The sequence below is a fragment of the Neiella litorisoli genome (genome assembly GCF_014773395.1).
In the GTDB taxonomy this organism is placed as follows: Bacteria; Pseudomonadota; Gammaproteobacteria; order Enterobacterales; family Neiellaceae; genus Neiella; species Neiella litorisoli.
Genome location: NZ_JACXAF010000019.1, coordinates 19,880 through 44,758 on the forward strand (window position 1 = coordinate 19,880; position 24,879 = coordinate 44,758).

Here is a 24,879-nt window from a genome sequence, read left to right on the forward strand (position 1 = left end):
ACTACAACTCTGTTGAGAGACTAGAACCAAGCTTCCGGAATAATCAGGATATCACCAGGCAAGATGTCAACGTTTGCGCCAATGTCTCCATCACGAATAAGCGTATCGAGCTTGAGTGTATACTCCCTCTGAACACCGTTTTCGATGCGGATGAGAGTGGTATCGTCACCATTGGCATAATCAGTTAAACCACCAACGGCGATCATAAGGTCAAGGAGAGTCATGTTCTCTTTGTAATTGATCGCCTGAGGATTTAGCGCTTCACCGATTACTCGAACCTGTTCACTATAAGGACCGACAAAACCGCCCACCGTGACAGTGACGATCGGATCGCGAATGTAGGCACCCAAAATCTTTTCTAGCTCGCGCGCAAGCTGCGTTGGAGTACGACCAGTTGCAGGAATATCCTCGACTAGGCGAGTTGTAAACATCCCGTCAGGACGGACCGTAAAGGTTCCTGTAACTTCAGGGTTCCGCCAAACGAATACATTCAGCGAGTCGCCCGGACCGATCAGGTAGAAGTAATCATCAATGTTAGTTGTTAGAGAAGGGTGTGTTGTAGCGGGAGGTAATTGTCCTTTGTCACTCGTTGCACATCCACCGATGGTGGATACAGCAAACAACGCAGCCATCAGACCTACAGCTTTGAGGAGGAACTTGTTTTTCATAGCGAATTCCGTCACGCGATTATAGTTATGGCCCGAGGGCCTCTAGCACTTCCTGTGTTGCATAATAATGCGGCAACTGTTGAAATGTAAATCGCTTGCCCGACAAAAGTTAATTTTTGGTAAGTTGGCGAGAACCTGAGCGCTTGAACAAAGCTTTAACATTGCGCAAATATCTTTATACTGGCTTCAGCCGGAATAATTACGTACAGGGAAGACATGGCACGCACTCGATTTCACGACATCCATGCAGGCACACAACTGCTTATTGTCGCTGAATTAATCATCCTCACCGCGATTTATGTCATCGGTTTAGAGGCAGATCGTTCTTACTACCCAGATGCGATTCCAAAGTATTGGGAAGGCCAGCTGCTTTTGCATTTCGCCTTGTTTGTGCTGCCCATCCAAATCAGCGTGTTATCGCTTGGCTTATATAACCGCAAAATGCGCGAGACGTTTCGCGGCATCATTCGCCGGATGTTCGTCAGTGTCGCTCTCGGTTACTTCATTTCCACTGCAATTTACGGCATCACTCCTGCTGAAGTTTTGCCGGGCAACGTCCGAGAATGGTCTTGCCTAGCGGCATTCATTGCGCTTGTTTCATTACGCTATTTCGCCCAAAGCCTTCGTTATCAGCACCTCGGCCGACAGCGCGTTTTGATTTTAGGGGCCGGTGAACGAGCCAGCATTATTGAGCGTCGCATGCGCCGTCGCTCTGACCGGGTCAGTTTCGACTTAGTCGGTTTTGTCAAAATGCGCGGCGACTCCAACAAGGGCATCGAATCCGATCCGATTATTGAATTAAACACTTCGCTCGAAGCCTATGTGTTCGAACATAAGGTTGACGAAATTGTTGTTGCGGCTGACGAGCGCCGTTCAAATTTGCCTGTCGACAGTCTCTTCCACTGCAAGCTGCATGGCGTTGAAGTGACCGATATTTTGGACTTTATTGAGCGCGAAACCGGCCAGATCGCGGTCAACCTGATTTACCCGTCTTGGGTCATCTACAGCAATGGTTTCCAATCAACGAACTACCTGCGTAATGCATTCGATTGGACCTTCAATACCACGTTAGCGTTGATCGTATTGGCATTGACCTGGCCGTTCATGTTGTTAACTGCGCTTTGCATCAAACTCGAAGATGGCTTTCGGTCACCGATTTTGTACAAGCAAGAACGCATTGGCCTGAATGGTAAGCCTTTTAATATTATCAAGTTCCGCAGCATGACTACCGATGCTGAGAAGCACGGCGCACAAATGGCGGTAAAAGGCGATGCTCGCGTTACTCGTGTTGGTGCAATTATCCGCAAATACCGAATTGATGAACTGCCGCAGCTATACAATGTGTTTCGTGGCGAAATGGGCTTTGTTGGCCCGCGCCCTGAGCGACCTTACTTTGTCCGCGAATTAGTATTGAGCATTCCTTACTACAACCAGCGACACAACGTAAAACCTGGCCTCACCGGTTGGGCACAATTGAAATATCCGTACGGTAGCACCGAGGAAGATTCACTGGAGAAACTGAAGTTTGACTTGTATTACATCAAGCACCGCAGTTTCCTGTTGGACTTGCTGATATTGCTGCGAACGCTGGAAATTGTCATTTTCGGCAAAGGCATTTAACCGAGAATTGTCATGACGCAGTCGACCTCTATTGTGAATGCAATGACAGTAGACGTGGAAGACTACTTCCATGTCTCTGCGTTTAGTCGCCAAGTAGCACTTGAGGACTGGGGCAAACGGTTTCCATTACGGGTGGAAGCAAGCACTCATAAAACCCTCGAGCTGTTCGATAAACACCAAGTGAAAGCAACGTTTTTTATTCTTGGTTGGGTAGCCGAACAATGTCCCTCACTGATCAAAGCGATTGCCGAACAAGGTCACGAAGTGGCCTGTCATGGCTACGCTCATCAGCGTGCAACTGAGCAAGACCGCGACACCTTTACCAAGGACGTTGCTCGCTGTAAGCACTTTTTGGAAGATCTAACTGGCCATCCAGTGGTCGGTTATCGCGCGCCGTCATTCTCTTTTGATGAGCGCAATGAATGGGCCTTTGACGTCATCAAAGAGCTAGGCTTTTCATATAGCTCAAGCACCTACCCAGTAAAACATGACTTATATGGCGTGCCGGACTGGCCTCGTTTCAAACACTTACGGCCCGAAGGCATCACTGAAATCCCGATTCCTACAACGTACATCTCTGGGCGCTCCATTCCTATCGGTGGTGGTGGATACTTCCGTTTGTACCCCTATGCCCTTAGCAAACAGTTGATCCAACGTTTTTTGCGCCAAGAGCAACAACCCTATAGTTTTTATTTTCATCCATGGGAGCTAGATCCAGACCAGCCGCGGATGAACGATGCACCACTCAAGTCGAAGTTTCGTCATTATCTAAACCTCGGCAAAATGGAATCTCGACTGGAGCGCTTACTAACTGATTTTAATTGGTCAACCATGCAGCGTGCTTATCAGCTGGAATCTCAACAGTAGTCAAGGAAGTAGGCGCAGCAGGATGAAGCAACCGTTACTCTATTTATGTCATCGCATTCCATATCCGCCCAACAAAGGCGATAAGATACGTTCATTTAATCAGCTAGCGTATTTATCGAAAGAATTTGACGTTTATCTTGGCTGCTTTGTCGATGAGCCAAGCGACATGGCATACACCAAAAAGCTGTCCCAGTACGTCAAAGGCATGTATGTATTGCCGCTGAATAAGCGTCACGCGACCTTCCGCGGCGTCCTTAAAATGGGCCGCAAGCAACCAATTACGCTGCCTTATTATTTTGATCCCAAAATGGCGCAATGGGTTAACAACACCATCGCCAATTTCGCCATCCGAGACGTGCTGGTGTATTGCTCATCAATGGCCCAGTACGTCGATAGCCCGCAATATCAAAAGCTCAACCGAGTCATCGACTTTGTCGATTTGGACTCCGACAAGTGGCGCCAATACTCGAAAAACAAAAACTTCCCGATGAGCTGGGTTTATAACCGCGAATTTCGCACCTTGCTCGCTTACGAGCAGCAATTGACCGAGCAGTTTGATGCCAGCGTGTTTATTTCCTCCAATGAAGTCGAGCTGTTTTGTGAATTAAGCGGCATCAGCAGCCACAGCCGCGTGCACGCCATATCCAATGGTGTTGATCTGGACTACTTCGATCCTGCCAAAGTCGCCCCAATGAGCAGCTCTGAAAACACCCCAACCGTGGTATTTACCGGAGCAATGGATTACTGGGCAAATGTCGATGCCGTTCGCTGGTTCGTCAAACACGTTTGGCCTTATGTCACCAAACAAGTCAAGCAAGCCAAGTTACTTATCGTCGGTTCAAACCCAAGCGATAAAATCCGCGAACTGGATGCCTTTGCCAACATTGAAGTAACAGGCCGCGTTGACGACATTCGCAGCTACATTCAAACCGGCTGGGTTTCCATTGCGCCGATGCGCATCGCCCGTGGCATCCAAAACAAAGTACTCGAAGCCATGGCCATGGAAGTTCCTGTTGTCGCGACCAGTTTGGCAATGGAGGGGCTGACCACCACGCAAGGTTGCAATCTGACAATCGAAGACAACGAACAACTCTTTGCGAATGCCGTGGTTGCGCGCCTAAAACAACGCAAAACAGCACCAGAGAATCGCCAGTGGGTGATCAAGAACTATCGCTGGGAAGAACAGTTACATCACTTGAAAGACCTATTGAAGAGTCCATGATGAACGCATCGAGCAACCGTACAGCAATCTACATTGCCTTCACGATTGTCACCATTTGGTTGCTGGCATTCCATCAAGATCTACTGTCCATGGCTGCCGTTTGGCAGCGCTCAGAAACCTTTGCTCACGGCTATATTATCTATCCGATTGCCATTTGGTTGATTTGGCGACGACGCTTTTTGCTGCAAGAGGCGAATTACCAAGCGGCGCCGATCATGGCAATTCCGCTATTCGGTTGCTCCCTGTTTTGGCTGGCTGCAGATGTAGCTAGTGTGCAGGTTGCCGCTCAATTAGCCGCTGTGGTTTGGCTACCACTAACCTTGTGGATGGTGCTTGGTCATAACTTCGCTCGGATCTGCTGGTTTCCTTGCTGTTATTTGCTATTCGCCGTGCCGCTCGGTGAAGAGTTGATTCCCCAACTGCAATTGATCACCGCCGATATTACCGTGTATCTGCTGGGCCTAACTCAGATCCCGGTGTTTCGCGAAGGCCTTTACATTTCGGTGCCCGGCGGCCTGTTTGAAGTTGCCGTGGCATGCTCCGGCATTCGCTATCTGATTTCCTCAATCGCGCTGGGCACCCTGTTTGCTCATTTGCAGTTTGTCTCTCCACTGCGCCAGCTCGGCTTTGTCATTCTGTCCGTGTTGGTGCCGATTGTCGCCAATGGTATCCGCGCTTATTTGATTGTCTTACTGGCTTACATGAGTGATATGCAGTTGGCCACTGGCGTTGATCACATTATCTATGGCTGGTTCTTCTTCGGCATCGTCATGTTTATCCTATTCTGGATCGGCAGCTTCTGGCGTCAGGCCCAAGCCGATCCACCAGCCAAAGCCCGAAAAACTGGCCATTACGCACTCAATGGCAAGCAATACGGGATTCTAACAATTGCTGCATTGAGCTTACTGCTACCAGCTATCTATCTGAGCTACATCAAGAATATGACGGTGCCAAGCTATCAGGTGAATAGCAACTCGTTGGGTCAATCGTTCGAACCCGGCGAACTTTCTAGTTGGCAGCCACGTTTTGCCAATGCCGACGCTTATTATCAAGGTGTTGCAGCCAATCAGGCTGAAATCTATCTGGCGCTTTATAACTCAAGTCGGCAAGACAAAGAATTAGTGAACTTCAATCACAAATTGTTTGACGATGAAATCTGGACACCCGAAGGTTCCAAAATCATTCATGACCAGTTTGGCTCTTATCGAGTCGTTCGTATTACTCGCGCCGACAGCCAAAAAATGGATGTGCTGTTCTGGTATCAACTCAGCTCAGTTAGCTCTGCCAGCCAAAGCCGAATCAAATTGCAACAGGCATTCGATACCCTGCTGGCTCGCCCCAATACCGGCGCCGCTATCGTGCTTGCCGCGCCTCGTAACGAACACTCGCTCAGCGAACTGCAGCAAGTCCGGCAAACATTGCTCGCCTTACCTGCCATCTGGCATCAATAAGTCAGCGATCATGGATAGCAATTGATGGCTCAGTTACCAGCAGAAAATACACACTGTGTAGTGATCACCCCAGACAGCATCAGCGGCGATGTCGTTGAGTTCGGTCTGCCATTGCCTGCTGGCAAATATCAGCAAAACCACTTGGCTCTGGCGGATGAACAAGGCAACCCAGTTAAAGCTCAATATGAGCCCATGAGCTTCTGGCCGGACAAATCATTACGATGGTGCAAAGTCATTCTGCAGACGCAGCCGGCCACAGATGCCATTAAGCTCTTTCCTACGAAACGAGTGGTAAACGAAGTCGCTCAGAGAACGCCGTTCATAACGCAAACATCCTCGGAACTTCGTATCCGAAGTAAGGACTTCAACTATCGTTTGAGCACCAGTGAGCTAGCGACCTTTGCAGTGTATCGCTCAGACGGCCAACAGCTTTGTCAGGCACAAGCCATTGAGCTTGAATTACCCGGCGGTACTAAGCTCCGAGCGCAAATCAATGAAACGTCGTATCAAAGTGATTACGCCCTTACTGAGCCACTTTGCTGCGCTGTCCGAGTGGCTGGGGCGTTTCTGGCGGCAGATGAGTCGGCGCCGTTAAACTTCACCCTACAATTGAAGTTCCATTACGCCAGCAACCGGATTGATGGCAGCCTGCAATTGCACAATCCGCAAGCCGCTCAACATATTGATGGCACTTGGGATCTTGGCGATGCCAATTCAATGCAGTTCAAAGGGTTGAGCTTAATCTGGGCGAGCGACGGCTTTAGCCAGTTGAGCTGTGCTGATGAACAAAATCCACAGCAGCAATATTCAGCACAACAGGATCTGCGGGTTTATCAAGAATCCAGTGGTGGTGAAGCGTGGAACAGTCCAGTGCATGTCAATGCCGAGCAACAAGTACCCATGCAATTGCCTGGCTTTCAGCTAACATCGGACCAACACATCAGCACCGGCAAACGCATCCAGCCGTTAGTGCAAGCAACCTTCAATCAAGCGCCGAAAATAACCGTACACGCTGGCATCGATGAATTCTGGCAGCAATTTCCCTCGGCAATTGCCATTAGCAACTCCGCGCTTGAGCTGGCCTTATTTCCCTCTGAGTTTCCCGACCTATATGAACTGCAGGCGGGCGAGAAAAAGACCCAGCGCTGGTCAATGTGTCTGTCACCGGACTCAGATCAGCAACAGCGACAAACCATCAAGCTGCCAACAGTAGCGCTAGACTCTGCGTGGGTATGCGCTTGTCATGCCATGCCATGGCTGACTGAGCAGGCCAAGTCACAACCGTTGCAAGCCGTTATCGAACAAGGTTTGTTCGGCCCCCATTCGCTGCTGGAAAAACGCGAATTGGCCGATCAGTATGGTTGGCGTAACTTTGGTGAACTCTACGCCGATCATGAAGCGCAAGGGTATGAGGGCGACACCCTGTTCGTGTCTCACTACAACAATCAATACGACCCCGTCCTTGGCTTGCTGAACCAAGCGATTGTTCTGCAGAGCAACGAATTACGGCAACAAGCCGATGAATTGGCGCGCCACGTGTTGGATATCGACATTTATCACACCGAGCTGGATAAAGACGAATACAACCATGGCCTGTTTTGGCATACCGATCACTATCAACAAGCCAAAACCTGTACCCACCGAACTTACTCGAAGCTGCACCGCAACGATGTCTACGCCGATCATGTCGGCGGCGGCGGCCCAGGTGGCCAACATTGCTATACCACCGGCTTAACAATCCACTACTTCACCACCGGCTGTGAGGATGCCAAACAGGCGGTATTAAAGCTTGGCGATTGGATTAGCAATGTCTACGAAGGCCAAGGCACCTTAATCGAACTCTTACTGGCATGGAAAAACCGCTACCGTGCGGATTTAAAAAACCTCCTGAGCGGCCAGTATCCGCTCGATCGAGGCACTGGCAATTATATTATTGCGCTGCTCGACTGCTACAGCCTGACTGAACAACAAGCCTACTTATCTCGGGTGGCCAACATTATTCGCAACACGGTTCACCCCAACGATGAGATCGCTGCTCGTAATTTCGATGATGTAGAAGAAACTTGGTTTTACACCGTATTCTTTCAAGCCGTGGCACGTTTCTTATGGCTTAAAACCGAGCAACAAGCGTTCGACCAAGATTTTCTCTATGCCCGCGATGCCCTGTTGCACTACGCAGATTGGATGGTCTCGCACGAAGATTTATCGTTGGTCCACCCTGAGCGACTGGAATTTCCAACACTAACTTGGACTGCGCAAGATCTTCGCAAGGTCGATTTGCTTTATTTGGCATCGTTTTTTGCTGGCGAAACGCAACCACAATACGTGGCCAAAGCAGAGCATTGGTATCAGCAAATATGCGCGGGGCTGGAGCAGGACGACACGCGGACCCATACCCGCGTGCTGGCAATCTTGATGCAAAACAACGGCGTTCGCGAATGGGTTCAGCAGGCCCCGCAGGTCGCCTTTCCACCTCGCGGTGAGCATGGTCAGCCACCAGCTAATAACCGTATTCGTCAAGTCGTGACGGTGAGCAAACAAGTATTCAAGGCATTAACACGATTCTCGCCGCAGCGAGAACTGGACCAAATTAATCGCCGGTTTCCTCAACTTGCCCAACGCTGGAGGCGCTAAATGGACGTCAGCTTTATCATTCCTCATAAAGGGCGCGAAGAGATGCTGCTGGCAACATTGCACTCGATTTTGGCCCTTGAGACCGATGAATTGCAGCTGGAGATCATTATCGTCAGCCAGAATGTCAGCAACTCAGACGAGCTTGAGCAACTGTCGACTAACCAGCCAATTCGCATCATTCGTCACCAAGGTAAAACCATTTCGGAAATGCGTAATGTTGGGGTAACGCACGCGCTCGGCCAATACCTGGCATTTCTAGATGCTGATGTGGCGTTATCGGCAAACTGGCTGCAGGTCATGCTCGCGACCATGGCGCAACGGCCCAACACAGTGTTAGTCAGTGCCCATCAAGTCGAAGGCGACAACGCCCCGCCACTGGAAAAAATTCGCACCGCATTGAGCAATGCCGAATTGGACTGCGCAGTGACTTTCTTACCGGGCCGAAACCTGTTCTTGAAGCGCGATACCTTCACCAAACTCGGCGGCTTTCCTGAGCATTTGGTCACTTGCGAAGATTACTATTTTACCGAGCGCGCCAGTCAGCTCGGCGAATTGTTCTATACCTCGGCGGCCAGTTATGTCCACCTTGGCGAAGACAAGGTCTATCAAGACATGTTCCATAAAGAGATCTGGCGAGGACAAAGCAACCTTGCATCAATCAAGGGCCGCACCATCCCTCTGCGAGAATGGCCCAGTTTTATTGTGCCGCCGGCGCTGCTGGCATTGCTGCTACTCACTGTCATTAGTGCGGCATTGGGCGCTTGGTCATTATCAGCGCTCGGCTTGCTGTTGTTTTTCATGCCGGTCGCCGCTTACAGTTGGCGTCTCAAGCGATTGGTCGGCGCCTCAGTGCCACTCTCCAAAGTCCTGCAATTTTATAGTATGTTTTTTCCTGCGCGGGCAATTGGCACCCTCAGCGGGGCATTAAAAGAAGTCAAAACCACAAGCCACGGCTAGCAAGGGATTTATGAGCACTCAACGCAACGTTTTACAGTTTATTTGCCCAACCGGCTTCTACGGCGCAGAGCGCTGGATCTTGGCTTTGGCCAAACACCTTCCAGAGCATCATATTCGCAGCGATTTGGCAGTGACCTTAGAAACCGACTCGAAAGATTTAGAGCTGGTCAAGCAATTCAAAGCCTGTTGCGGCGAAGCCTTTGAGCTGCCAATGAAAAATCGCTTTGATTTGTCTGTGGTGACGCAATTGGTTGAGCTGATCCGCGAGCGCCAAATCGACATCATCCACACCCACGGCTACAAGTCCGACATCATTGGTGTGCTGGCCGCACGCAAAGCCGGCATTCCTTGCGTAGTCACTCCGCACGGTTTTGAAAATGCTCGCGATCTGAAACTACGCTTGTTTATTTGGCTGGGCTGCAAAGCCATGACTTACGCCGAAGCGGTGGCGCCACTTTCGCAAGCGTTATGTGAAGACTCGCGGCGGGTTGGCGTTAAAGAGCAACGTTTGCACTACATTCAAAACGGCGTTGATTTGAGTGAAATTGAAGCGATTCGCCAATCGGATCGAGTCGCCGCCAAAGCGCCAGCCAGCAAACGCATTGGCTTTATTGGCCAAATGATATCTCGTAAGAATATCCGCGATATCCTCGATATTTTTAACACCATGGCTGGCGACGATCCAAATCTGGAGCTGGTATTGCTCGGCGACGGCGATGAGCGCCAAGCGCTCGAACAATACAGTCAGCAGTTACCGCATCATCAACGCATCAAGTTTCTCGGCTTTCGCGATGACCGCTTGGAGCTGTTGAAAAGCTTCGATCTGTTCGTCATGTCCTCCACGCTAGAGGGGATCCCACGTTGCCTGATGGAAGCGTGCGCCATGGAAACGCCAATCGCCGCTTACGACATCCCTGGCATCGATCAGCTCATTGAACATCAACAAACGGGGCTGTTGGCGCCGCTCGGTGACAAGGCAGCATTACAACAATGCTGGCAACAGCTATTAGACAACCCAGCCGAGGCGAAACAACTTGGCGTTAATGCTCGGTTGTTTGTTGAAGAGCACTTTTCAGCCAAACGGATGGCTCGCGAATATGATGAGCTATTCCGTCAACTGCTCGGGGATTCTTAATATGGCTACTTCGGCGCGCAAGGATGTGTTGTTTGTAGTGTCAATCGACACCGAAGAAGAATGGGACTGGGAAGGCCCCTTTCCAGAGCAAAACTGCTCGGTCAGCAACATTCAAAACGTCCCGAAGTTCCACCGATTTCTTAGCGATTGTGGTGTACGGCCGACTTACTTCGTCGATTATGCCGTTGCCTCAATGCCCGAGGCCGCCAAGACCTTGAAGTCCGTGTTGGACATTGGCGACAGCGAGCTCGGCGCCCATTTACATCCGTGGTGCAACCCTCCCTATACCGGCGAGACCGGTGAATTTGAATCTCATGTGGTGAATCTGCCACGGCAGTTGGTTGCTGATAAGCTCGATGAGCTGATGGCCAAGTTGCTCACTGAATTTGGCAGTTCCCCCAAGTCTTTTCGCACCGGCCGCTGGGGCATTGATGGCAAAGTACTAGAACTGCTGATAGAGCGCGGTATCGAAGTCGATTCCAGCGTCTACCCCTTTTATCGCAACAGCTATTTCTCTTGCTTTCCGAGCCCGACCGATGCCTATTGGCCGAATGTAGCCAATCCATTGCAGCCCGGCAGTCAACGCGACATCATGGAGTTGCCGGTATCGGTGGGCTTCAACCGCAGTAACTATGAGCTATGTGAGCGCATCCATCACCGCTTGTCTAACTCGGCCTTCGGCAAACTCCGATTTATCGGCTTTCTTTGGCACCTGAAACTGCTGCGCAAACTTTACCTGACGCCAGAGCTATGCAACGGCGCCGAGATGGTGAACCTTTGCGACTCGCTACTCAGCAAAGATCAACCCGTGCTGCATATGTATTTGCACAGCTCCAGCTTGATTAAGGGGCAAACAGGCTTGATGGAGGCCGACTTGGGTTTTAAAACCATTTGTGAGCGAATCAAACAAGTGCTCGATCACTTGAATAAAAAGGCAAATGTGAACTTTTGCACCGTCTCAGAAGCCGCCAGCATCTTAAGAACCCGAAATGGCCAAGGAGCATTGCTACGATGACACTATCCATCGCATTAGCAGCCAGCAGCGATCAGCAACAATGGGATGATTTTGTCAGCACTCAGGCTAGTGCATCGCCCTATCACCGTTTCGCTTGGGGGCAAGCTGTATCGTCAGCCTATGGCTTTACGCCCCGATATTTTGTCGCCAAACAGGACCAGCAAATTGTGGGCATACTGCCAACCATTGCCATGGCCAAGCCGCTACTCAAAAACAAACTCTGCTCACTGCCCTACTGCGATGTGGCGGGACCATTAGCGACCGACGATAAAATCGCGAATGAACTTATTATGTCGGCCAACCAATATGCCGCTCAAAACAAGCTGGCAACAATGCAGCTGAGGCGGTTAGCATCACACGATGAATCGGAGCCAGAACAACAATGGCAAGGTCATAAAGTCAGTATGCAAATGGCGCTTCCCGAGACTTCCGATGCGCTGCTGGCAAGTTTCAAGTCAAAATTGAGAAGCCAAATCCGCAAAGCAGAGAAGAATGGTTTGCATGCTGAAACTGGCGTCTCAGAAAAATTGTTGCAGGATTTCTATGAAGTCATGCTGGTCAATATGCGCGCTTTGGGCTCGCCAATTCACAGCTACCAATGGTTTCAGGCAATCATCAATCACTACCAAAGTCAGTGCTTACTATCAGTAGTTTATAAAGATGATATTGCTGTTGGCGGTGGCTTGATTTTGAAAAATGGCACCAGCGCCGCTATTCCATGGGCTTCAACGAAAGCTGAATTCAACCGCCTCGCTCCCAATATGTTGCTCTATTGGTCACTGCTGGCCCATTGCGCGGACCATGGTATTGAACGGTTTGATTTTGGCCGCTCGACCTTTGGCGAAGGCACCTTCAAATTCAAAACCCAATGGGGTGCGAAACCTCACCTGTTGGTATGGGACGACTACCACAAGGGCCAATTGGCCGCGGACTTACCAGTGATAAACAAGGCTGGTGCCGATTCCAAACTTAGTGGTATGGTTAAATCTTGGGTAGTTGGTGGCTGGCAACGGTTACCACTGCAGTTGACAGGGTCTCTCGGGCCAAAGCTGAGAAAGTATATCGATCTGTAGGGACGCAGGCATGTGTGGAATAGCAGGATTTAGCCAATTTAATCATGTCGAAGGGGACATCGATACACTCAAGCAAATGGGGCTTGCCATTAAGCACCGAGGGCCCGATGCCGGCGGCGAATACCTCGACCAGCACGTTGGTCTCGCCCATCGCCGTCTGGCCATCCTTGATTTGACCGAAGCGGGCAACCAGCCCATGTTTTCCGCCGATGAGCAGCTTGTCATTGTTTTCAACGGTGAAATCTACAACTTTTTAGAGCATCGCGAAGCGCTCGAAAAAGATGGTTACCAATTCAAATCTCACAGCGATACCGAAGTCATTCTGGCCCTCTATCAGCGCGATGGTGTCGATTGCTTACAACACCTCAACGGTATGTTTGCGTTTGCCCTTTGGGATAAAACCAAGCAACAGCTGTTTATCGCCCGCGATCGTTTAGGTAAAAAGCCGCTTTACTATTATGAGCAAAATGGTCGCTTTGCCTTTGGCTCTGAGATCAAAGCCCTTCTCGAGCTCGATGATATTCCCCGCGATATTCGCTTGGATGCGGTGTACGACTTTTTTGCCTATCAGTACATTCCCGATCCCAAGAGCATTTTCCAGCACATTCACAAGCTTCCGCCAGCACACTACATGACGGTATCTGCCGCCGGCATTGATATTCGCAAGTACTGGGATTTGTCGATGGCAACAACCTCGCAAGCATCGGCAACAGCGCTGACCGATGAGTTAGTCGACATTCTTACCGACTGCACCAAACGGCGGATGATTTCAGATGTGCCACTCGGGGCGTTTCTGAGCGGTGGCGTCGACTCCAGCGGCGTTGTTGCGCTGATGGCAAACAACAGCGACAGCCCAGTTAAAACCTGCTCCATCGGTTTTGATGAAAAGAAATTCAACGAAACTGAATTTGCCCAAATTGTGGCAAAACAATATCAAACCGAGCACCACGAATTTACCGTTCACCAAAACGTTAAAGACAACTTAGAGCACATTGTCAGTTACTTTGATGAGCCGTTCGCTGATCCGTCGTTAGTACCAACTTACTTCGTCTCCGAGCTGGCAAGGCAACAAGTGACCGTCGCCATTGCCGGTGATGGTGGCGATGAGGTATTTGCAGGCTACGAGAAATACTCGGTCGATGCGGTCGAAAACAAGCTCCGCAACGCGGTACCACGATTCATTCGCAAGAACCTGTTCCCGCCTTTAGCAAGTTTACTGTCACACAGTAGCTGGAATGTCTGTCGCCGCGGCAAATCGCTGCTGACGAGTCTTAGCGCAGAGCCTGACATGGGCTTTTACATGTCCAATGCGCAAATTGAAGACCGTCAGTGGAATGCGCTGCTAAAGCCCGAACACCAAGCCACACTGGCCAATTACCATCCGTCGACAATAACCACCGACGCCTATCAACAAGCGGACGGTCCGGATCACCTTGCGAAAATCCTGTACACCGACATGAAGACCTATCTCACCGGTGGCATTTTGGTGAAAGTGGATCGCATGAGCATGGCCAATTCGTTAGAAGTCCGAGCGCCAATTCTAGACAAAGAAACCATCGAGTTTGCAGCCAAGTTACCAAGCGATCTGAAGTTTCATGAGGGTGACAAGAAACACATCCTCAAAAATGCATTTAAGCGGTTCTTGCCCGATGACATTCTTTACCGCAAAAAAATGGGCTTTTCCGTGCCTCTGGCCAGTTGGTTTAGAGGAGAAATCAAGGAACTCGCAGAGCATTACATTCTGCGTTCAGAGCAGGGTCTAGCGACCTACTTTGATATGGATGAAGTGCGCAAGATCTGGTTTCAGCACCAATCTGAACGCTATGACCACGGCGCCCTGCTTTGGAGTATGTTGATGTTTCAGATGTGGTGGCACAAGTACGCCCAGCCAGAGTCCGCTGAGGCCTAGCTCTAGATGTTAGGTCGTATCTACTATCTCGATGTGTTGCGAGCACTAGCGATTATGCTGGTCTTTACCGCACATACCGTCAGTAGCTTTGGCAAGGCACCTGACTTAGTGCCTTTGGGGTTCGGTGGTTCTGGAGTCGACCTATTCTTTATGTTGTCGGGCTGGCTCATCGGCTCGCAGTTATTCGCCGAACAAAAGAAATTCGGCAACATCGATGTCAAACGCTTCTGGGCTCGACGCTGGATGCGGACGCTACCCGCCTATTTCTTCGTGCTGTCGTTTACCTTGGTACAGTTATACAGCACCAAAGAGAGCGTCCCCAATCCCCTGCCATTCTTTGTTTTTCTGCAGAATTACAATCACCTCAACTACTTTACCGTCAGCTGGTCGTTGTGCGTTGAAGAGCAGTTCTACTTAGTGATCGCGCCGCTGTTGCTCTATTTGGGCCGACTGCACCGTCATTATCAAACGGCCATCCTAGTCATTTTGCTGTTGCTACCTTCTTTGTTCCGCGCAATGGGCTGGTACAGCCACTATGAGCAAACCCATGTGCGATGGGATTGCTGTCTAATCGGCGTGCTATTAGCACAGTGTTATTTCCAGTACCCAGCGTTCTGGCAAAAAGCAAAAGGTTACGCAACGCCGCTTTTGTTTATTTCTGCTGCGGCTTATCTCAGCTGCTTTGTTTTTCGTTGGTTCCCGCCGTTTGAAGGTTACCGTGATCCGAGCTTTTTATTACTCGGTGTCATCTTTGCTGGCATGGTGTTCTTTGCCGTCACCACCAAGGTGCAGCACAAACCCATGGGCTATAGCGTTGTTATGCTCATTTCCACTCGCTCCTATTCGATGTATTTGCTCCACCCAGAAGCATTGGCATTACTTCGCAGATTTGGCGATGAGTTACCTTTTTTGCTGTACTACGGCATCGCTCTGGCGGTCACCCTCGTGATTTCAGAGTTTCTTTATCGTTGGGTCGAGATCCCGTTTATAAATATGCGGTCCAACTTTAGCTTTTCTCAAAAAAGGGTATCGGTGTAAATGGCGACGCGAGTTGTGCACTTAACTTATGACATGCGTATTGGTGGCACCGAAATGGTCATCAAAAGCATTATTGAAGGCACAGATCCTGACCAGTTTGAGATGTCCATATTCTGCATCGAGGAGCCAATCGGCCCTTGGGGAAAAGCATTGCAAGCGAACGGCATTGCGTTAACCAGCATTGCTCGCCAGCCCGGTTTTGACGTTGCTCTGATTCGGAAAATTCGGCAGCACCTTCGTGCCGAGCAAATTGACATCATCCATTGCCATCAATACACCCCTTGGGTTTATGGCGTACTCGCCGCGTTAGGTTTAAAAACCAAAGTAATATTTACTGAACATGGCCGCTTTTACCCTGACTCAAGTAGTTGGAAGCGGCGCATTATTAATCCGCTACTGAACTCAATTACCGATGCCATTACCGCGATATCTAACGCCACCAAGGGCGCATTAGGCGAATATGAGTTTTTGCCTGAGCAGAGAATCTCTACTATTTACAATGGCATCTCAGGGCTAAACGTAGAAGCCGCTGAAGTCGATTCATTGCGCCAGCAATTGGGGCTTGCCGATAACACCAAAGTTCTCGGCACAGTCGCCCGCATGGATCCAATTAAGAATCACAAAATGATGCTCGAAGCAGTGGCTCAAGTAGTCGCCAAACATCCAAACTCTGTGCTGCTGTTGGTCGGTGATGGTGATGAGCGGGAGAATATCGAACGGTGGGTCGAGCAACTGGAGTTACAAGATCGGGTGATCTTGCCAGGTTATCAATCAGACCCTAGTCGCTATATGGCTTTAATGGACATATTTCTACTTTCATCTTTGAGCGAAGGCACATCGATGACTTTGCTCGAGGCTATGTCGCTCGGCAAGCCTTGTGTGGTGACTAATGCTGGCGGTAACCCAGAGATCATTGCCGATCAAGTCAACGGCTTTGTGACCAGCAATGATGACGGCGATGAATTTGCCGCGGCGATCACCAAGTTACTCGCAGATGAGTCGACCTTACAACAATTTCAACAAGCGTCAAAAACAAGGTTTACTTCTCGTTACCAAGCAAGCAGCATGATCCAGCAATATAACCAGTTGTATCTTACGCTAAACAAAGATAACGGCCGCGCATGTTAAAGTTACTCGCCATTTACTCCATACTAATCGGCTCAGCCGTTTCTATTTTTCGCTACAGTTGGTTTCCTGCCGCAGCTTACTCACTCAATGCAGTCATGCAACCCAAGTACATTTGGCGCTTTGAGTGGCCAGATCTGCCGATCTCAAAACTGTTGGCTATTTGCTCCATTCTTGCTTGGGGCATAGCGTTCGCCCAAAAGCGAATGGATTTAAATGTTTATAAGAGCAAGCAAGTTATCGCATTGGTATTGATTTGGGGATTGATGCATTTATCTGACACTCTCAGCCCTTACCAAAACTACTCTGCAGGAACCAGTTCCCATATTGTCTTGGGTACGCTCAACACAATCGTCATTATGTTTATCGTTCAGATTGGCATCTTGAGCGACAAAGACCAGTATCGTAATGCCGCGAAAGTTATGGCTGGGGTCTACATATTTTTAGCCCTCTACTACGTTTATTGGGCGAACGATCAATACCTATCTTATAACTGGGCACAGTTTTTCCAAGGCCGTTTGATGGGGCCTTATCAGGGCCCTTACGATGATGCCAATAGCGCTTCTACGTTGCTGGTGATGGCGATGCCATTCATGCTGTTTGCCTACTTTTATGTTGACAACAAAATCTTTAAGTACGGCATATTAGCTGCAGTCCCCTTGCTGTGGCACGCGTTGTTCTTATTTGGCTCGCGCGGTGCCTTTTTAGGGTTGGGCGTATCAACAATTGTTGCGGTATTCATGCTGCAAGGCAGCATGAAATCTTTACCAAAGATAAAGCCATGGCAAATACGAATGTTCAAGTTCATACTCATTTTTGGTCTAGCGGTCGCCGTGATTGATCAGGGCGGCGCTATGCTGAATCGCTCAGCGACAACGGTTTCTGCTGCCCAGCAAGAGGAGCGCGATGAGCCGCTGAATCCGCGCTTAGTGTCGTGGCAGGCTGCGTTGGGTATTATTGCGGAATATCCTGCTTTGGGCGCTGGCCCGCAGCGCTTCCAATGGGCTGCTAGAGACTTAAATTTGGGCACTCCACACGTTGCTCACAACACCTTGTTGAACTTCACCGCCAACACCGGAGTTTTTGTTGGAGGCTTGTTTCTTTTCATTCTCTGGACATCGTTCAAGAGTTACTTCCAATGCAACAACAACAATGTCGCAGCAGATCCCTTGTTGGATTATCTGAATAAAGCCTGTACTTGCTCGCTGGTGGCTTATTGCGTCTGTGGTACGTTCCTTGATTTGATCATTTACGAACCATTTTTCTTCGTGTTGTTGTTAATCGTGTTTAAGAATCACATGGTCAACAATCTGAATTTGACCACCTCAAAAGAGCCCGAAGCGCAGCCGAAAGCAAATCCGAAATTATTTCGTAATCAAATTGACTCACGGCTTTTCTGATTCAATTAGCAGTCGTATTGAGCACCAAGAACTAGGATGATTACTTAAGGGAGCTAATTTTTGTCCAGAGCAAACACCGTATTAAAAGGCTCGTTCGCACTTATATTGGTCGCTTTCTTCAAGCGCTCAATTGGTCTAATTAGCACGCTCGTTCTAGCTCGAATTTTGGTACCAGAAGATTTTGGTATCGTTGCTATTGCCACAATTGTGCTGAACTTCTGCCAAGTGATGGCAGAGACAGGTGGCCGCCCCTACCTAATCCAGCATAGTAATCTAGACAAGAGCGTAATTAGTGGCGTCTGGACCATGAATATGTTGGTTCGCAACCTATTTGCCATAGGAATCATCATCAGCGCTCCTTGGGTTGCCGATTTCTATGACGATCCAAGATTGGTCGATGTGCTGCGAGTCTGCTCGCTCTATATGGTGTTTACAGCGATTCAATGCCCAGCTGTGACGCTACTGATGAAAGAGCAAAACTACGGTCCAATTCTGAAACTCGAGATCGCTGAGAAGGTAATCGCGGTGTCGGTGACGCTAACTTCTGCTTACTTGCTGCAGTCATATTGGGCATTGATTATTGGCCAAGTTACCTCATCGTTTATTAAGTGCGTTGGCTCTTACATCATCAAACCGATGTCAGTATCGATCGATTTTTCCAAAGTTCGCGAACAGCTCAAATACACCGGCTGGGTCATTCCCAAGGAAATCTTTAGTTACCTGCGGGCACAAATGGATACCCTGCTGGTCAGCTCGTTCTTCGGCAAGGCACAACTGGGCTCTTACCACGTCATGAAATACATTTCGTTCATGCCGGCATCACAATTGATTACACCGGCATGTGAGCCGCTGTTAGCAGAGTTCTCCAATTCGAAACACGATAAAGACAAGCTGCATTACCAGTTCAATATTAGCTTTATGGTGTTGATGTGCATTGGCCTGCCCATTACCGCATTTCTGTATTTCTTCAGCGAATTATGTGTGTTCGTTTTGCTTGGCCAACAGTGGCTGGAATATGCCGATGTGTTTGGCGCGCTATCGTTAATCATCGTCTCACATTTATTCATGACCATGAGTAACACCATTCTGTATGCGCTGGCGAAAGTGAAATATGTGTTTTACTACGAGATCATTAGCTCAGCGGCTATGTTCCTGTGCTTGTATTTCTTGGCAACTCAATCCGTTATTCAATTTGCTTACACTCGGGCTTTGTTAGAGCTAGGCATTGTCATTGCGTTTTTCACATTGTCATCGAGCATGCTCAAAATCAACGTCAAACAGTTACTGAAGGTAGTCATTAACCTAGCGCTCGTACTAGCGGTAACAATTAGCGCTGCGCAACTTGTTAACAGCCATATCAGCAACCTTTACTTGTCGTTCTTTGTTGTTGGTTTTGTATTTGCTGCCCTGTATCTGGTGGGCATCTATATCGCCTTTAGGGTGTCATTTCATTCAGATAAAGAAGCGCATCACCTAGAGTACTTAGTCAAGAAAACCCTAACTCAAGTCACGAGTAAATTGAGTGCGATTAAGGGGCAATAGTCGCTGTTAAGCGAACTATTTAATTGATGACAATGTGAGAGTAGCAATGACAAATAAAATTTATATTCTACCAAAATCGATCAAGTCGAACTTATACTACAGCAAATTATTGTCATTGATTTCAGAGATAGGATTTACACCAAGTGACATTCCAAAGTTCTCGTTTACGTCGAGCAACATACCTAAAAAAAGCAAATTTTTATTTTCATGGCAAGAAGATGAAGTAATAAAGAAAACGACTTATAAATCTACTCGCCACTTCATATATTTATTATCAGTTTTTCTTCGCATTTATCTCACCAAAAGTCAGTTGGTGTGGATAAAACACAATATTGTTCCTCATCGACTAAAAACTGCAAATGCAATACAAAGGCTTTATCACAAGGTTATAAAATTATTACTGCAAAGCATGTCTCATCGTATCGTTTGCCACTCAGAAAATTATGCAAAACAACATGGTTTTACTTATATTCCTCACCCTCTTTACGATATTGAACAGACAACCTCTGAAAAAACGATACCGTTTATTATTTTTGGTAAAATATTGAGGTATAAAAAAGTTGACGAAATCCTATCTTATTGGCCCACGAGTACACCAATAATGATCGTTGGAAAATTTGAAGACGAAGAATTGTTGAATAAAGTACAACAGATCGCCTCTAAACGATCCTTAAAAATAGAGATCGTTGATAAGTTCATAGAGCAAAATGAATTGAACGCGCTGCTTTCAAAGTCTCAATGTGTGGTTTGTGGCAACGAGCAATCTAGTATGATTGCTTCCGGTGTTATGATACATGCACTTTCAGCAGGTTGTTCATTAATTGCGAGAAGCAGTCACTACTCGAAAGAACTATTATCTAAAAGGTTGCCTGTGTATTTATTTGATAGTGTTGAAGAGCTAGAAACATTGATCGGAGACAGCCAGAAAGCGAATGGTAGCTACTTTTTTCAAAGTCTCCAAGAAAGCTATGGAGACCATGTAATAGCCGAAAAATTAAGGCATGTTTTCTAGCTACCAGAGAATATCAAACTAATTAAATTATGATTAATTGATGGTTCAATGACGATGAAAAAATTGTATTTACATATGGGATTCCATAAAACAGCAACGAGCTCTCTTCAGCAAACTTGCAGAAAAAGCCTTGAGCAACTGAGTGAGCAGGGGTATGAGTTCCCTATATTTAAGAGCAATTACATTGAATTAGATGAAATATGTAACCACTCAATTCCAATATACTCCATATATTGTAAATCGCCTCAACTCTATGACACCAACTTAATATATAAGTCGAGAAATATAGAAAAGCTCAATAAAGATTACAGAGATCAATTTAATAAATCACTTCAAACTAGCAAAAACATAATATTATCTGGTGAAGATATATCCATTCTAAGCAAGTCGAGCTTAATCAAGTTGAAGGGTGATATCGAATTCCATAACTTCAAGATAATTCCTTTAGTGGTGATTAGAAGTCCTTATGAGTACCACTGTTCAATAATCCAACAAAAAATAAAAACAGGGCATCATTTATCTATCACTAAATTTATTAGTCAGCAAGAAAAGATAAACAAAATATTAGAAGTATTCCCGGAGACAAAAATGTTTTCCTTCAAAGGAATTTGCAAACATGAACATGGTCCCGTAGGTGAATTACTAGAATCAATGGGAATAAATATTAATAAAATAAGAATAAGAAGTAGCAATGAAGGAATATCAAACACCGGAGTGAGAATTCAGAATGGATTCAACAAAAAAGTGCCTAGATTTATAGATGGGGCTCTCAATGAAAAATGGGATAAGGTCTATTTAAAAGGTGAAAGATATTTCCATAATAAGTTCCTTCTAACAGAGCAAGAGCTTGAGTCAATACAGCAAGAGCTATCCATTGAAAACGAATTTTTCAAATCTAAATTAGGCTCTAATTTTTCTGATCAAAAAATAAAAACATCAGACCCTGAGTCCTGCTTTGATGAACTGGCAAAATTTTTTCAGTCAAATCGAGAAAAAGTTGATAAAAAAACAAGTTTCAGCTCGCTCTCAATAAAATTAAAACGCTATAAAAACAGGTTTTTCAAATTTTAATGACTAACAATAGATAAATTTTATCATCCATAAGATGAATCTACGATTCGCTTCCCATTGCATCAATCATTGTATTTATATTGTCATAGACCTTAGTTTTCTGATCTTGTAGCAACCTATTCGCGACTTCGGCATCCCAATTATCATTGATTTTATGAATAGCCAACCAATCGTTATCATAATCGTGGCAGTCAGTAACGCCTAGGGGCTCAGTCCACGTCTTGGCATACCTTGCCATTTTGTGAACTCTTTTATTCAATGGAATGAACTTGCAACCAAAACTTTGGGCTGTAATAAATCCATGAAGGCTTGTACCCAAATAAACTTCAGAACATGCGATGGTATACATGATGTCAAATAGATTTTGAGGAGCGGCGTAAAGAAAGTCGCCAGCGAGTTCACATATCTTTTTTAACACCTTGTGATCATCATGACCGAGCGCCAAACCTATGGGGCAACATACAACTTTGCTATTCTGCCGCTCGGCAATTGAGCGCACCTCGCCAACAAATTGATTTAAATTTTGCGGTTCAAACTTAGCGCCTAATTGAAGAACCACATATTTATCGGGTAGATTTTTAAAATCCTCTGAAATCAGATCCTCTAGCTCACTTAATGGATAGACATCAGACATGATTAACGCCGAATCAGGCACAGTTTGAACATCAGGCCTAATTTCACATAAGCTTTCTGCAGTCGCGTAATCTCGCAAGGATACCCATTCGGCTTTTTGAAGGTTGTTTTTTACAGAGGCGTATTCTGACTCATTCTTGGAAATTCTCTTGAGTCCTATACCACCAACGGAGTTGTAGAATGTCTTAGAGTTAGGTAAATCAACACAAAAAGCAGATACTTGTCTCGTGCGGGAAATTATACGTTTACTAAAACCTATTCTTTCATCGAATTTTTTTACGAATTTATACTTATAAAACAAGTAGCTAAAAACAGGGTTAATGTAACTATAAAGGAGCCCCCAAGTGGGAAATAAGACTTCCCCACCGCCAACAACCACACAACCACCTGTTTTTACAATATTTTTCTCTAAACTTCTATAACTTATAGTTGGCAGGGCGCCGAAGTTAGATAGGTCGCTTTCGACTAGTCCACAGTTTACAAATTTCAATTTCGAATTAGCTTTCACAAGGACTTCTTTAAATATCATTGGAAACAGCAGGTCTCCATAATTTAACCGGTCGCTAGCACTCAAAAAATATACATAACCTGATGGTGCTTTATTCATCTTCAAACCGTTCTACAATAGAAATATCATCAAATTATGAGCATCACACTTACTAGTCGCTTAGGATGTTATGTAGTTCAGGGCAATATGCCATAAATTGCTTTAGCTCTTGAGTAGATAAATCACTCACTTTATGACCACCAAAGCTTTTCTTAGCAAAGTGTATTTGAGTCGAAAACTTTTCTGCTTCGGCCATGGAAGCCACATTTCCGCCAATTAAATCAATATGGAAAGCAAAATAGCCATCTTCTCCGCCTGGCCATTGCTGTGGTGGAAATCGCTGGAGGCAATCCATTGTTTTCGCTTTACTACGCAAACTGAGCCCACCATTCCCACCGTCAGCAATCATGCCAATTGGTCTGCTCCGCTTCCATTTAGAACCGATATAATCGAAGTGAGTGAAATGATCGATTGAGTAGTCGGAGTTACTACAGAGCAACGCATCCGTTTGAAATACCAGAACCTTATCCTCTCCTATCACCTTGTCCCAAAAGGCGCTAGACAAGAATAATGCGTTGTAAGCTGGCGCAAATAGAGCTGCAGCATTCAATTGGCAAACGACCAACTGGCCGCTCGATATAGCATCGGCGAATCGAGAATGAACAAATTCAGCATTTTCGGAGCCGTGAAATAACTGCACCGGAATCCTCAATTTATCGATCACTTGGCCAACTACGAATACCAATGATTCTAAGCAACGCGTTTCAACTATCAGACCCACCAAGGGTTGTGATTCGTGCTCGTTAACGATAATACGTTCCAATCCCATCGAATCGACCAAAGCCATGTCCGGCTTATCTTTAAAAGGCTTTAAGCTGCCGTAAAATTGTGTCAGGTGAGAATGCTCAATGTCATGCTTTGAAATGCCTTGACTGGCGAGTCGCTGACGCAGTTGCTGGGCAGAACTATTCTTCATTCGTTCTGTCCACTTAAGTTTTCCAAATATATTCATCACTGAAGTCTCAATAGTGTTTCCACGGTACTTTGCGACCCAATATCTCTTCGAGCAACATAACGTCTTCCTTGAAGTGGTGGCTAATATTGGCCGCAACACTCTCAGCCAGTTTAGGTACCGCTTGTCTATTCATTCGATCAAGGGCATTCAGCCCCGGCTCTACCAACCAACCCACCGGACGCCGTTTGAGGGCCTTTCTGAACGGAGTTTTGCCATGGAGCCAACGATCAAATGAATGATGCCGTGGCCAATAAGGTACTTTACCGCGTGAACTAGTATTGGCTTCAAAGCGATCATCAACATCCAAAAATCGGCATATATCTGAAATTATTTTATGCTGGTCAGCTAGATAGTCATCGTATAGAACAAACATCATCTGCTCGCGCTCAAAATGCTGCAGATAAGTAGATAACTGCGCTCCGTACATTCCGACATTAGCGTAATGCCAATCCCATCCCCAGCCCTTAGCCATCCTTTCTGGTTCTGCGGCAAGAGCTTCCTCTAGCGAAAGCGGTTCTAAGTCGTACTGTTTATTCATGCAGTAATGGGAATACAGTCGACTGACTGGTTCACGGAGTACAGCAACTAACTTTGCATTTGGTACGCGCTTCGCTATGCGTTTTGCAGCTTCTGGATAGTACAAATGCCTGACCGACGCATCGCCAATTACCTTATCATTCTGACAATGAACAAATTGTTGCTGATAGTCGTCAAATGACGTAATGCAGTGATCGTATATTTGCGCAAACATGCGCTCTGAACTGACTGGTCCAGGCTCGGGTAATGAGGCCCCTTCGAGCGCATAGAAATTTGGTTCTTTATAACGAGAGAAAGCTATATCTGGATGCTGCCCCAAATAGCTCTGCAGCGATGTGGTCCCGCATTTAGCAGCTCCAATAATAAAAAAGTCAGCAATTCGCATCTATGAATAACCCTCCCTTAATA

20 protein-coding genes are annotated in these 24,879 nt (G+C 47.0%); 16 read left to right on the top strand and 4 right to left on the bottom strand.

Annotated elements, in window-relative coordinates; genetic code table 11:
• Positions 1–20: 20 nt before the first annotated feature.
• The gene (locus IC617_RS13930) at positions 21–668 is read right to left on the bottom strand and encodes an XrtA/PEP-CTERM system exopolysaccharide export protein (RefSeq protein ID WP_191145600.1); all 648 of its coding nucleotides are present in this window, start codon (positions 666–668) and stop codon (positions 21–23) included.
• A gap of 216 nt (positions 669–884) precedes the next feature.
• Here IC617_RS13930 and IC617_RS13935 point away from each other — a divergent pair, with 216 nt between their 5' ends.
• From IC617_RS13935 to IC617_RS14010, 16 genes are read left to right on the top strand one after another with little or no spacing between them, the layout of a single operon-like run.
• Positions 885–2,288 carry a TIGR03013 family XrtA/PEP-CTERM system glycosyltransferase gene (locus IC617_RS13935; RefSeq protein ID WP_191145601.1) on the top strand — a complete coding sequence of 468 codons (1,404 nt, stop codon included), beginning with the start codon at positions 885–887 and terminating at the stop codon, positions 2,286–2,288.
• A gap of 42 nt (positions 2,289–2,330) precedes the next feature.
• Positions 2,331–3,155, top strand: a complete 825-nt coding sequence (locus IC617_RS13940; RefSeq protein ID WP_255522923.1) for an XrtA system polysaccharide deacetylase — start codon at positions 2,331–2,333, stop codon at positions 3,153–3,155.
• A gap of 22 nt (positions 3,156–3,177) precedes the next feature.
• Entirely contained in the window at positions 3,178–4,377 is a 1,200-nt protein-coding gene (locus IC617_RS13945) for a TIGR03087 family PEP-CTERM/XrtA system glycosyltransferase (RefSeq protein ID WP_191145603.1), read from the top strand.
• Positions 4,374–5,828 (top strand): exosortase A, encoded by a 1,455-nt coding sequence (gene xrtA / locus IC617_RS13950; protein WP_191145604.1) that lies wholly within the window; start codon positions 4,374–4,376, stop codon positions 5,826–5,828. Before IC617_RS13945 ends, xrtA begins: the two co-directional genes overlap by 4 nt.
• 24 nt (positions 5,829–5,852) lie before the next feature.
• Positions 5,853–8,462, top strand: coding sequence for an RIFT barrel domain-containing protein (locus tag IC617_RS13955; protein WP_191145605.1), 2,610 nt, complete (start codon positions 5,853–5,855; stop codon positions 8,460–8,462).
• Positions 8,463–9,419: a glycosyltransferase family 2 protein gene (locus IC617_RS13960; RefSeq protein ID WP_191145606.1), complete on the top strand. Its 957-nt coding sequence runs from the start codon at positions 8,463–8,465 to the stop codon at positions 9,417–9,419. It begins immediately after the preceding gene.
• 10 nt (positions 9,420–9,429) lie between these two features.
• On the top strand, positions 9,430–10,554 hold the full coding sequence (locus IC617_RS13965) for a glycosyltransferase family 4 protein (protein WP_191145607.1): 1,125 nt from the start codon (positions 9,430–9,432) through the stop codon (positions 10,552–10,554).
• A 1-nt stretch (position 10,555) separates the two neighbouring features.
• Positions 10,556–11,569: a polysaccharide deacetylase family protein gene (locus IC617_RS13970; RefSeq protein WP_191145608.1), complete on the top strand. Its 1,014-nt coding sequence runs from the start codon at positions 10,556–10,558 to the stop codon at positions 11,567–11,569.
• Positions 11,566–12,642, top strand: a complete 1,077-nt coding sequence (locus IC617_RS13975; RefSeq protein ID WP_191145609.1) for a GNAT family N-acetyltransferase — start codon at positions 11,566–11,568, stop codon at positions 12,640–12,642. Before IC617_RS13970 ends, IC617_RS13975 begins: the two co-directional genes overlap by 4 nt.
• A gap of 10 nt (positions 12,643–12,652) precedes the next feature.
• Complete coding sequence (gene asnB / locus IC617_RS13980) at positions 12,653–14,551, top strand: asparagine synthase (glutamine-hydrolyzing) (protein ID WP_191145610.1); 1,899 nt, start codon at positions 12,653–12,655, stop codon at positions 14,549–14,551.
• Between the two features lie 6 nt (positions 14,552–14,557).
• A complete protein-coding gene (locus IC617_RS13985) occupies positions 14,558–15,589 on the top strand; it encodes an acyltransferase family protein (RefSeq protein WP_191145611.1) in 1,032 nt (343 codons plus the stop codon).
• Entirely contained in the window at positions 15,590–16,717 is a 1,128-nt protein-coding gene (locus tag IC617_RS13990; protein ID WP_191145612.1) for a glycosyltransferase, read from the top strand.
• On the top strand, positions 16,711–18,114 hold the full coding sequence (locus tag IC617_RS13995; protein ID WP_191145613.1) for an O-antigen ligase family protein: 1,404 nt from the start codon (positions 16,711–16,713) through the stop codon (positions 18,112–18,114). Before IC617_RS13990 ends, IC617_RS13995 begins: the two co-directional genes overlap by 7 nt.
• A gap of 60 nt (positions 18,115–18,174) precedes the next feature.
• On the top strand, positions 18,175–19,656 hold the full coding sequence (locus tag IC617_RS14000) for an oligosaccharide flippase family protein (protein WP_191145614.1): 1,482 nt from the start codon (positions 18,175–18,177) through the stop codon (positions 19,654–19,656).
• Between the two features lie 46 nt (positions 19,657–19,702).
• Positions 19,703–20,668 carry a hypothetical protein gene (locus IC617_RS14005; RefSeq protein WP_191145615.1) on the top strand — a complete coding sequence of 322 codons (966 nt, stop codon included), beginning with the start codon at positions 19,703–19,705 and terminating at the stop codon, positions 20,666–20,668.
• Between the two features lie 54 nt (positions 20,669–20,722).
• Entirely contained in the window at positions 20,723–21,739 is a 1,017-nt protein-coding gene (locus tag IC617_RS14010) for a hypothetical protein (RefSeq protein WP_191145616.1), read from the top strand.
• A gap of 40 nt (positions 21,740–21,779) precedes the next feature.
• Here IC617_RS14010 and IC617_RS14015 read toward each other — a convergent pair whose 3' ends face one another.
• Genes IC617_RS14015 through IC617_RS14025 form a run of 3 tightly spaced genes read right to left on the bottom strand, consistent with a single transcriptional unit; the run spans position 21,780 to position 24,856 of the window.
• Positions 21,780–22,979 (bottom strand): polysaccharide pyruvyl transferase family protein, encoded by a 1,200-nt coding sequence (locus IC617_RS14015; protein WP_191145617.1) that lies wholly within the window; start codon positions 22,977–22,979, stop codon positions 21,780–21,782.
• A gap of 52 nt (positions 22,980–23,031) precedes the next feature.
• The gene (locus IC617_RS14020) at positions 23,032–23,895 is read right to left on the bottom strand and encodes a DUF5672 family protein (RefSeq protein WP_191145618.1); all 864 of its coding nucleotides are present in this window, start codon (positions 23,893–23,895) and stop codon (positions 23,032–23,034) included.
• Between the two features lie 46 nt (positions 23,896–23,941).
• On the bottom strand, positions 23,942–24,856 hold the full coding sequence (locus tag IC617_RS14025; protein ID WP_191145619.1) for a sulfotransferase family protein: 915 nt from the start codon (positions 24,854–24,856) through the stop codon (positions 23,942–23,944).
• Positions 24,857–24,879 lie beyond the last annotated feature (23 nt).

Coding starts and splice junctions, on each gene's coding strand:
- IC617_RS13940 (WP_255522923.1), top strand. CDS start 2,331: ATGACAGTAGACGTGGAAGACTACTTCCATGTCTCTGCGTTTAGTCGC.
- IC617_RS13945 (WP_191145603.1), top strand. CDS start 3,178: ATGAAGCAACCGTTACTCTATTTATGTCATCGCATTCCATATCCGCCC.
- IC617_RS14020 (WP_191145618.1), bottom strand. CDS start 23,895: ATGAAGAATAGTTCTGCCCAGCAACTGCGTCAGCGACTCGCCAGTCAA.
- IC617_RS13985 (WP_191145611.1), top strand. CDS start 14,558: ATGTTAGGTCGTATCTACTATCTCGATGTGTTGCGAGCACTAGCGATT.
- IC617_RS14010 (WP_191145616.1), top strand. CDS start 20,723: ATGAAAAAATTGTATTTACATATGGGATTCCATAAAACAGCAACGAGC.
- IC617_RS14025 (WP_191145619.1), bottom strand. CDS start 24,856: ATGCGAATTGCTGACTTTTTTATTATTGGAGCTGCTAAATGCGGGACC.
- asnB (WP_191145610.1), top strand. CDS start 12,653: ATGTGTGGAATAGCAGGATTTAGCCAATTTAATCATGTCGAAGGGGAC.
- IC617_RS13965 (WP_191145607.1), top strand. CDS start 9,430: ATGAGCACTCAACGCAACGTTTTACAGTTTATTTGCCCAACCGGCTTC.
- IC617_RS13935 (WP_191145601.1), top strand. CDS start 885: ATGGCACGCACTCGATTTCACGACATCCATGCAGGCACACAACTGCTT.
- IC617_RS13970 (WP_191145608.1), top strand. CDS start 10,556: ATGGCTACTTCGGCGCGCAAGGATGTGTTGTTTGTAGTGTCAATCGAC.
- IC617_RS13960 (WP_191145606.1), top strand. CDS start 8,463: ATGGACGTCAGCTTTATCATTCCTCATAAAGGGCGCGAAGAGATGCTG.
- IC617_RS13990 (WP_191145612.1), top strand. CDS start 15,590: ATGGCGACGCGAGTTGTGCACTTAACTTATGACATGCGTATTGGTGGC.
- IC617_RS13995 (WP_191145613.1), top strand. CDS start 16,711: ATGTTAAAGTTACTCGCCATTTACTCCATACTAATCGGCTCAGCCGTT.
- IC617_RS14005 (WP_191145615.1), top strand. CDS start 19,703: ATGACAAATAAAATTTATATTCTACCAAAATCGATCAAGTCGAACTTA.
- IC617_RS14015 (WP_191145617.1), bottom strand. CDS start 22,979: ATGAATAAAGCACCATCAGGTTATGTATATTTTTTGAGTGCTAGCGAC.
- IC617_RS13955 (WP_191145605.1), top strand. CDS start 5,853: ATGGCTCAGTTACCAGCAGAAAATACACACTGTGTAGTGATCACCCCA.
- IC617_RS13930 (WP_191145600.1), bottom strand. CDS start 668: ATGAAAAACAAGTTCCTCCTCAAAGCTGTAGGTCTGATGGCTGCGTTG.
- IC617_RS13975 (WP_191145609.1), top strand. CDS start 11,566: ATGACACTATCCATCGCATTAGCAGCCAGCAGCGATCAGCAACAATGG.
- xrtA (WP_191145604.1), top strand. CDS start 4,374: ATGATGAACGCATCGAGCAACCGTACAGCAATCTACATTGCCTTCACG.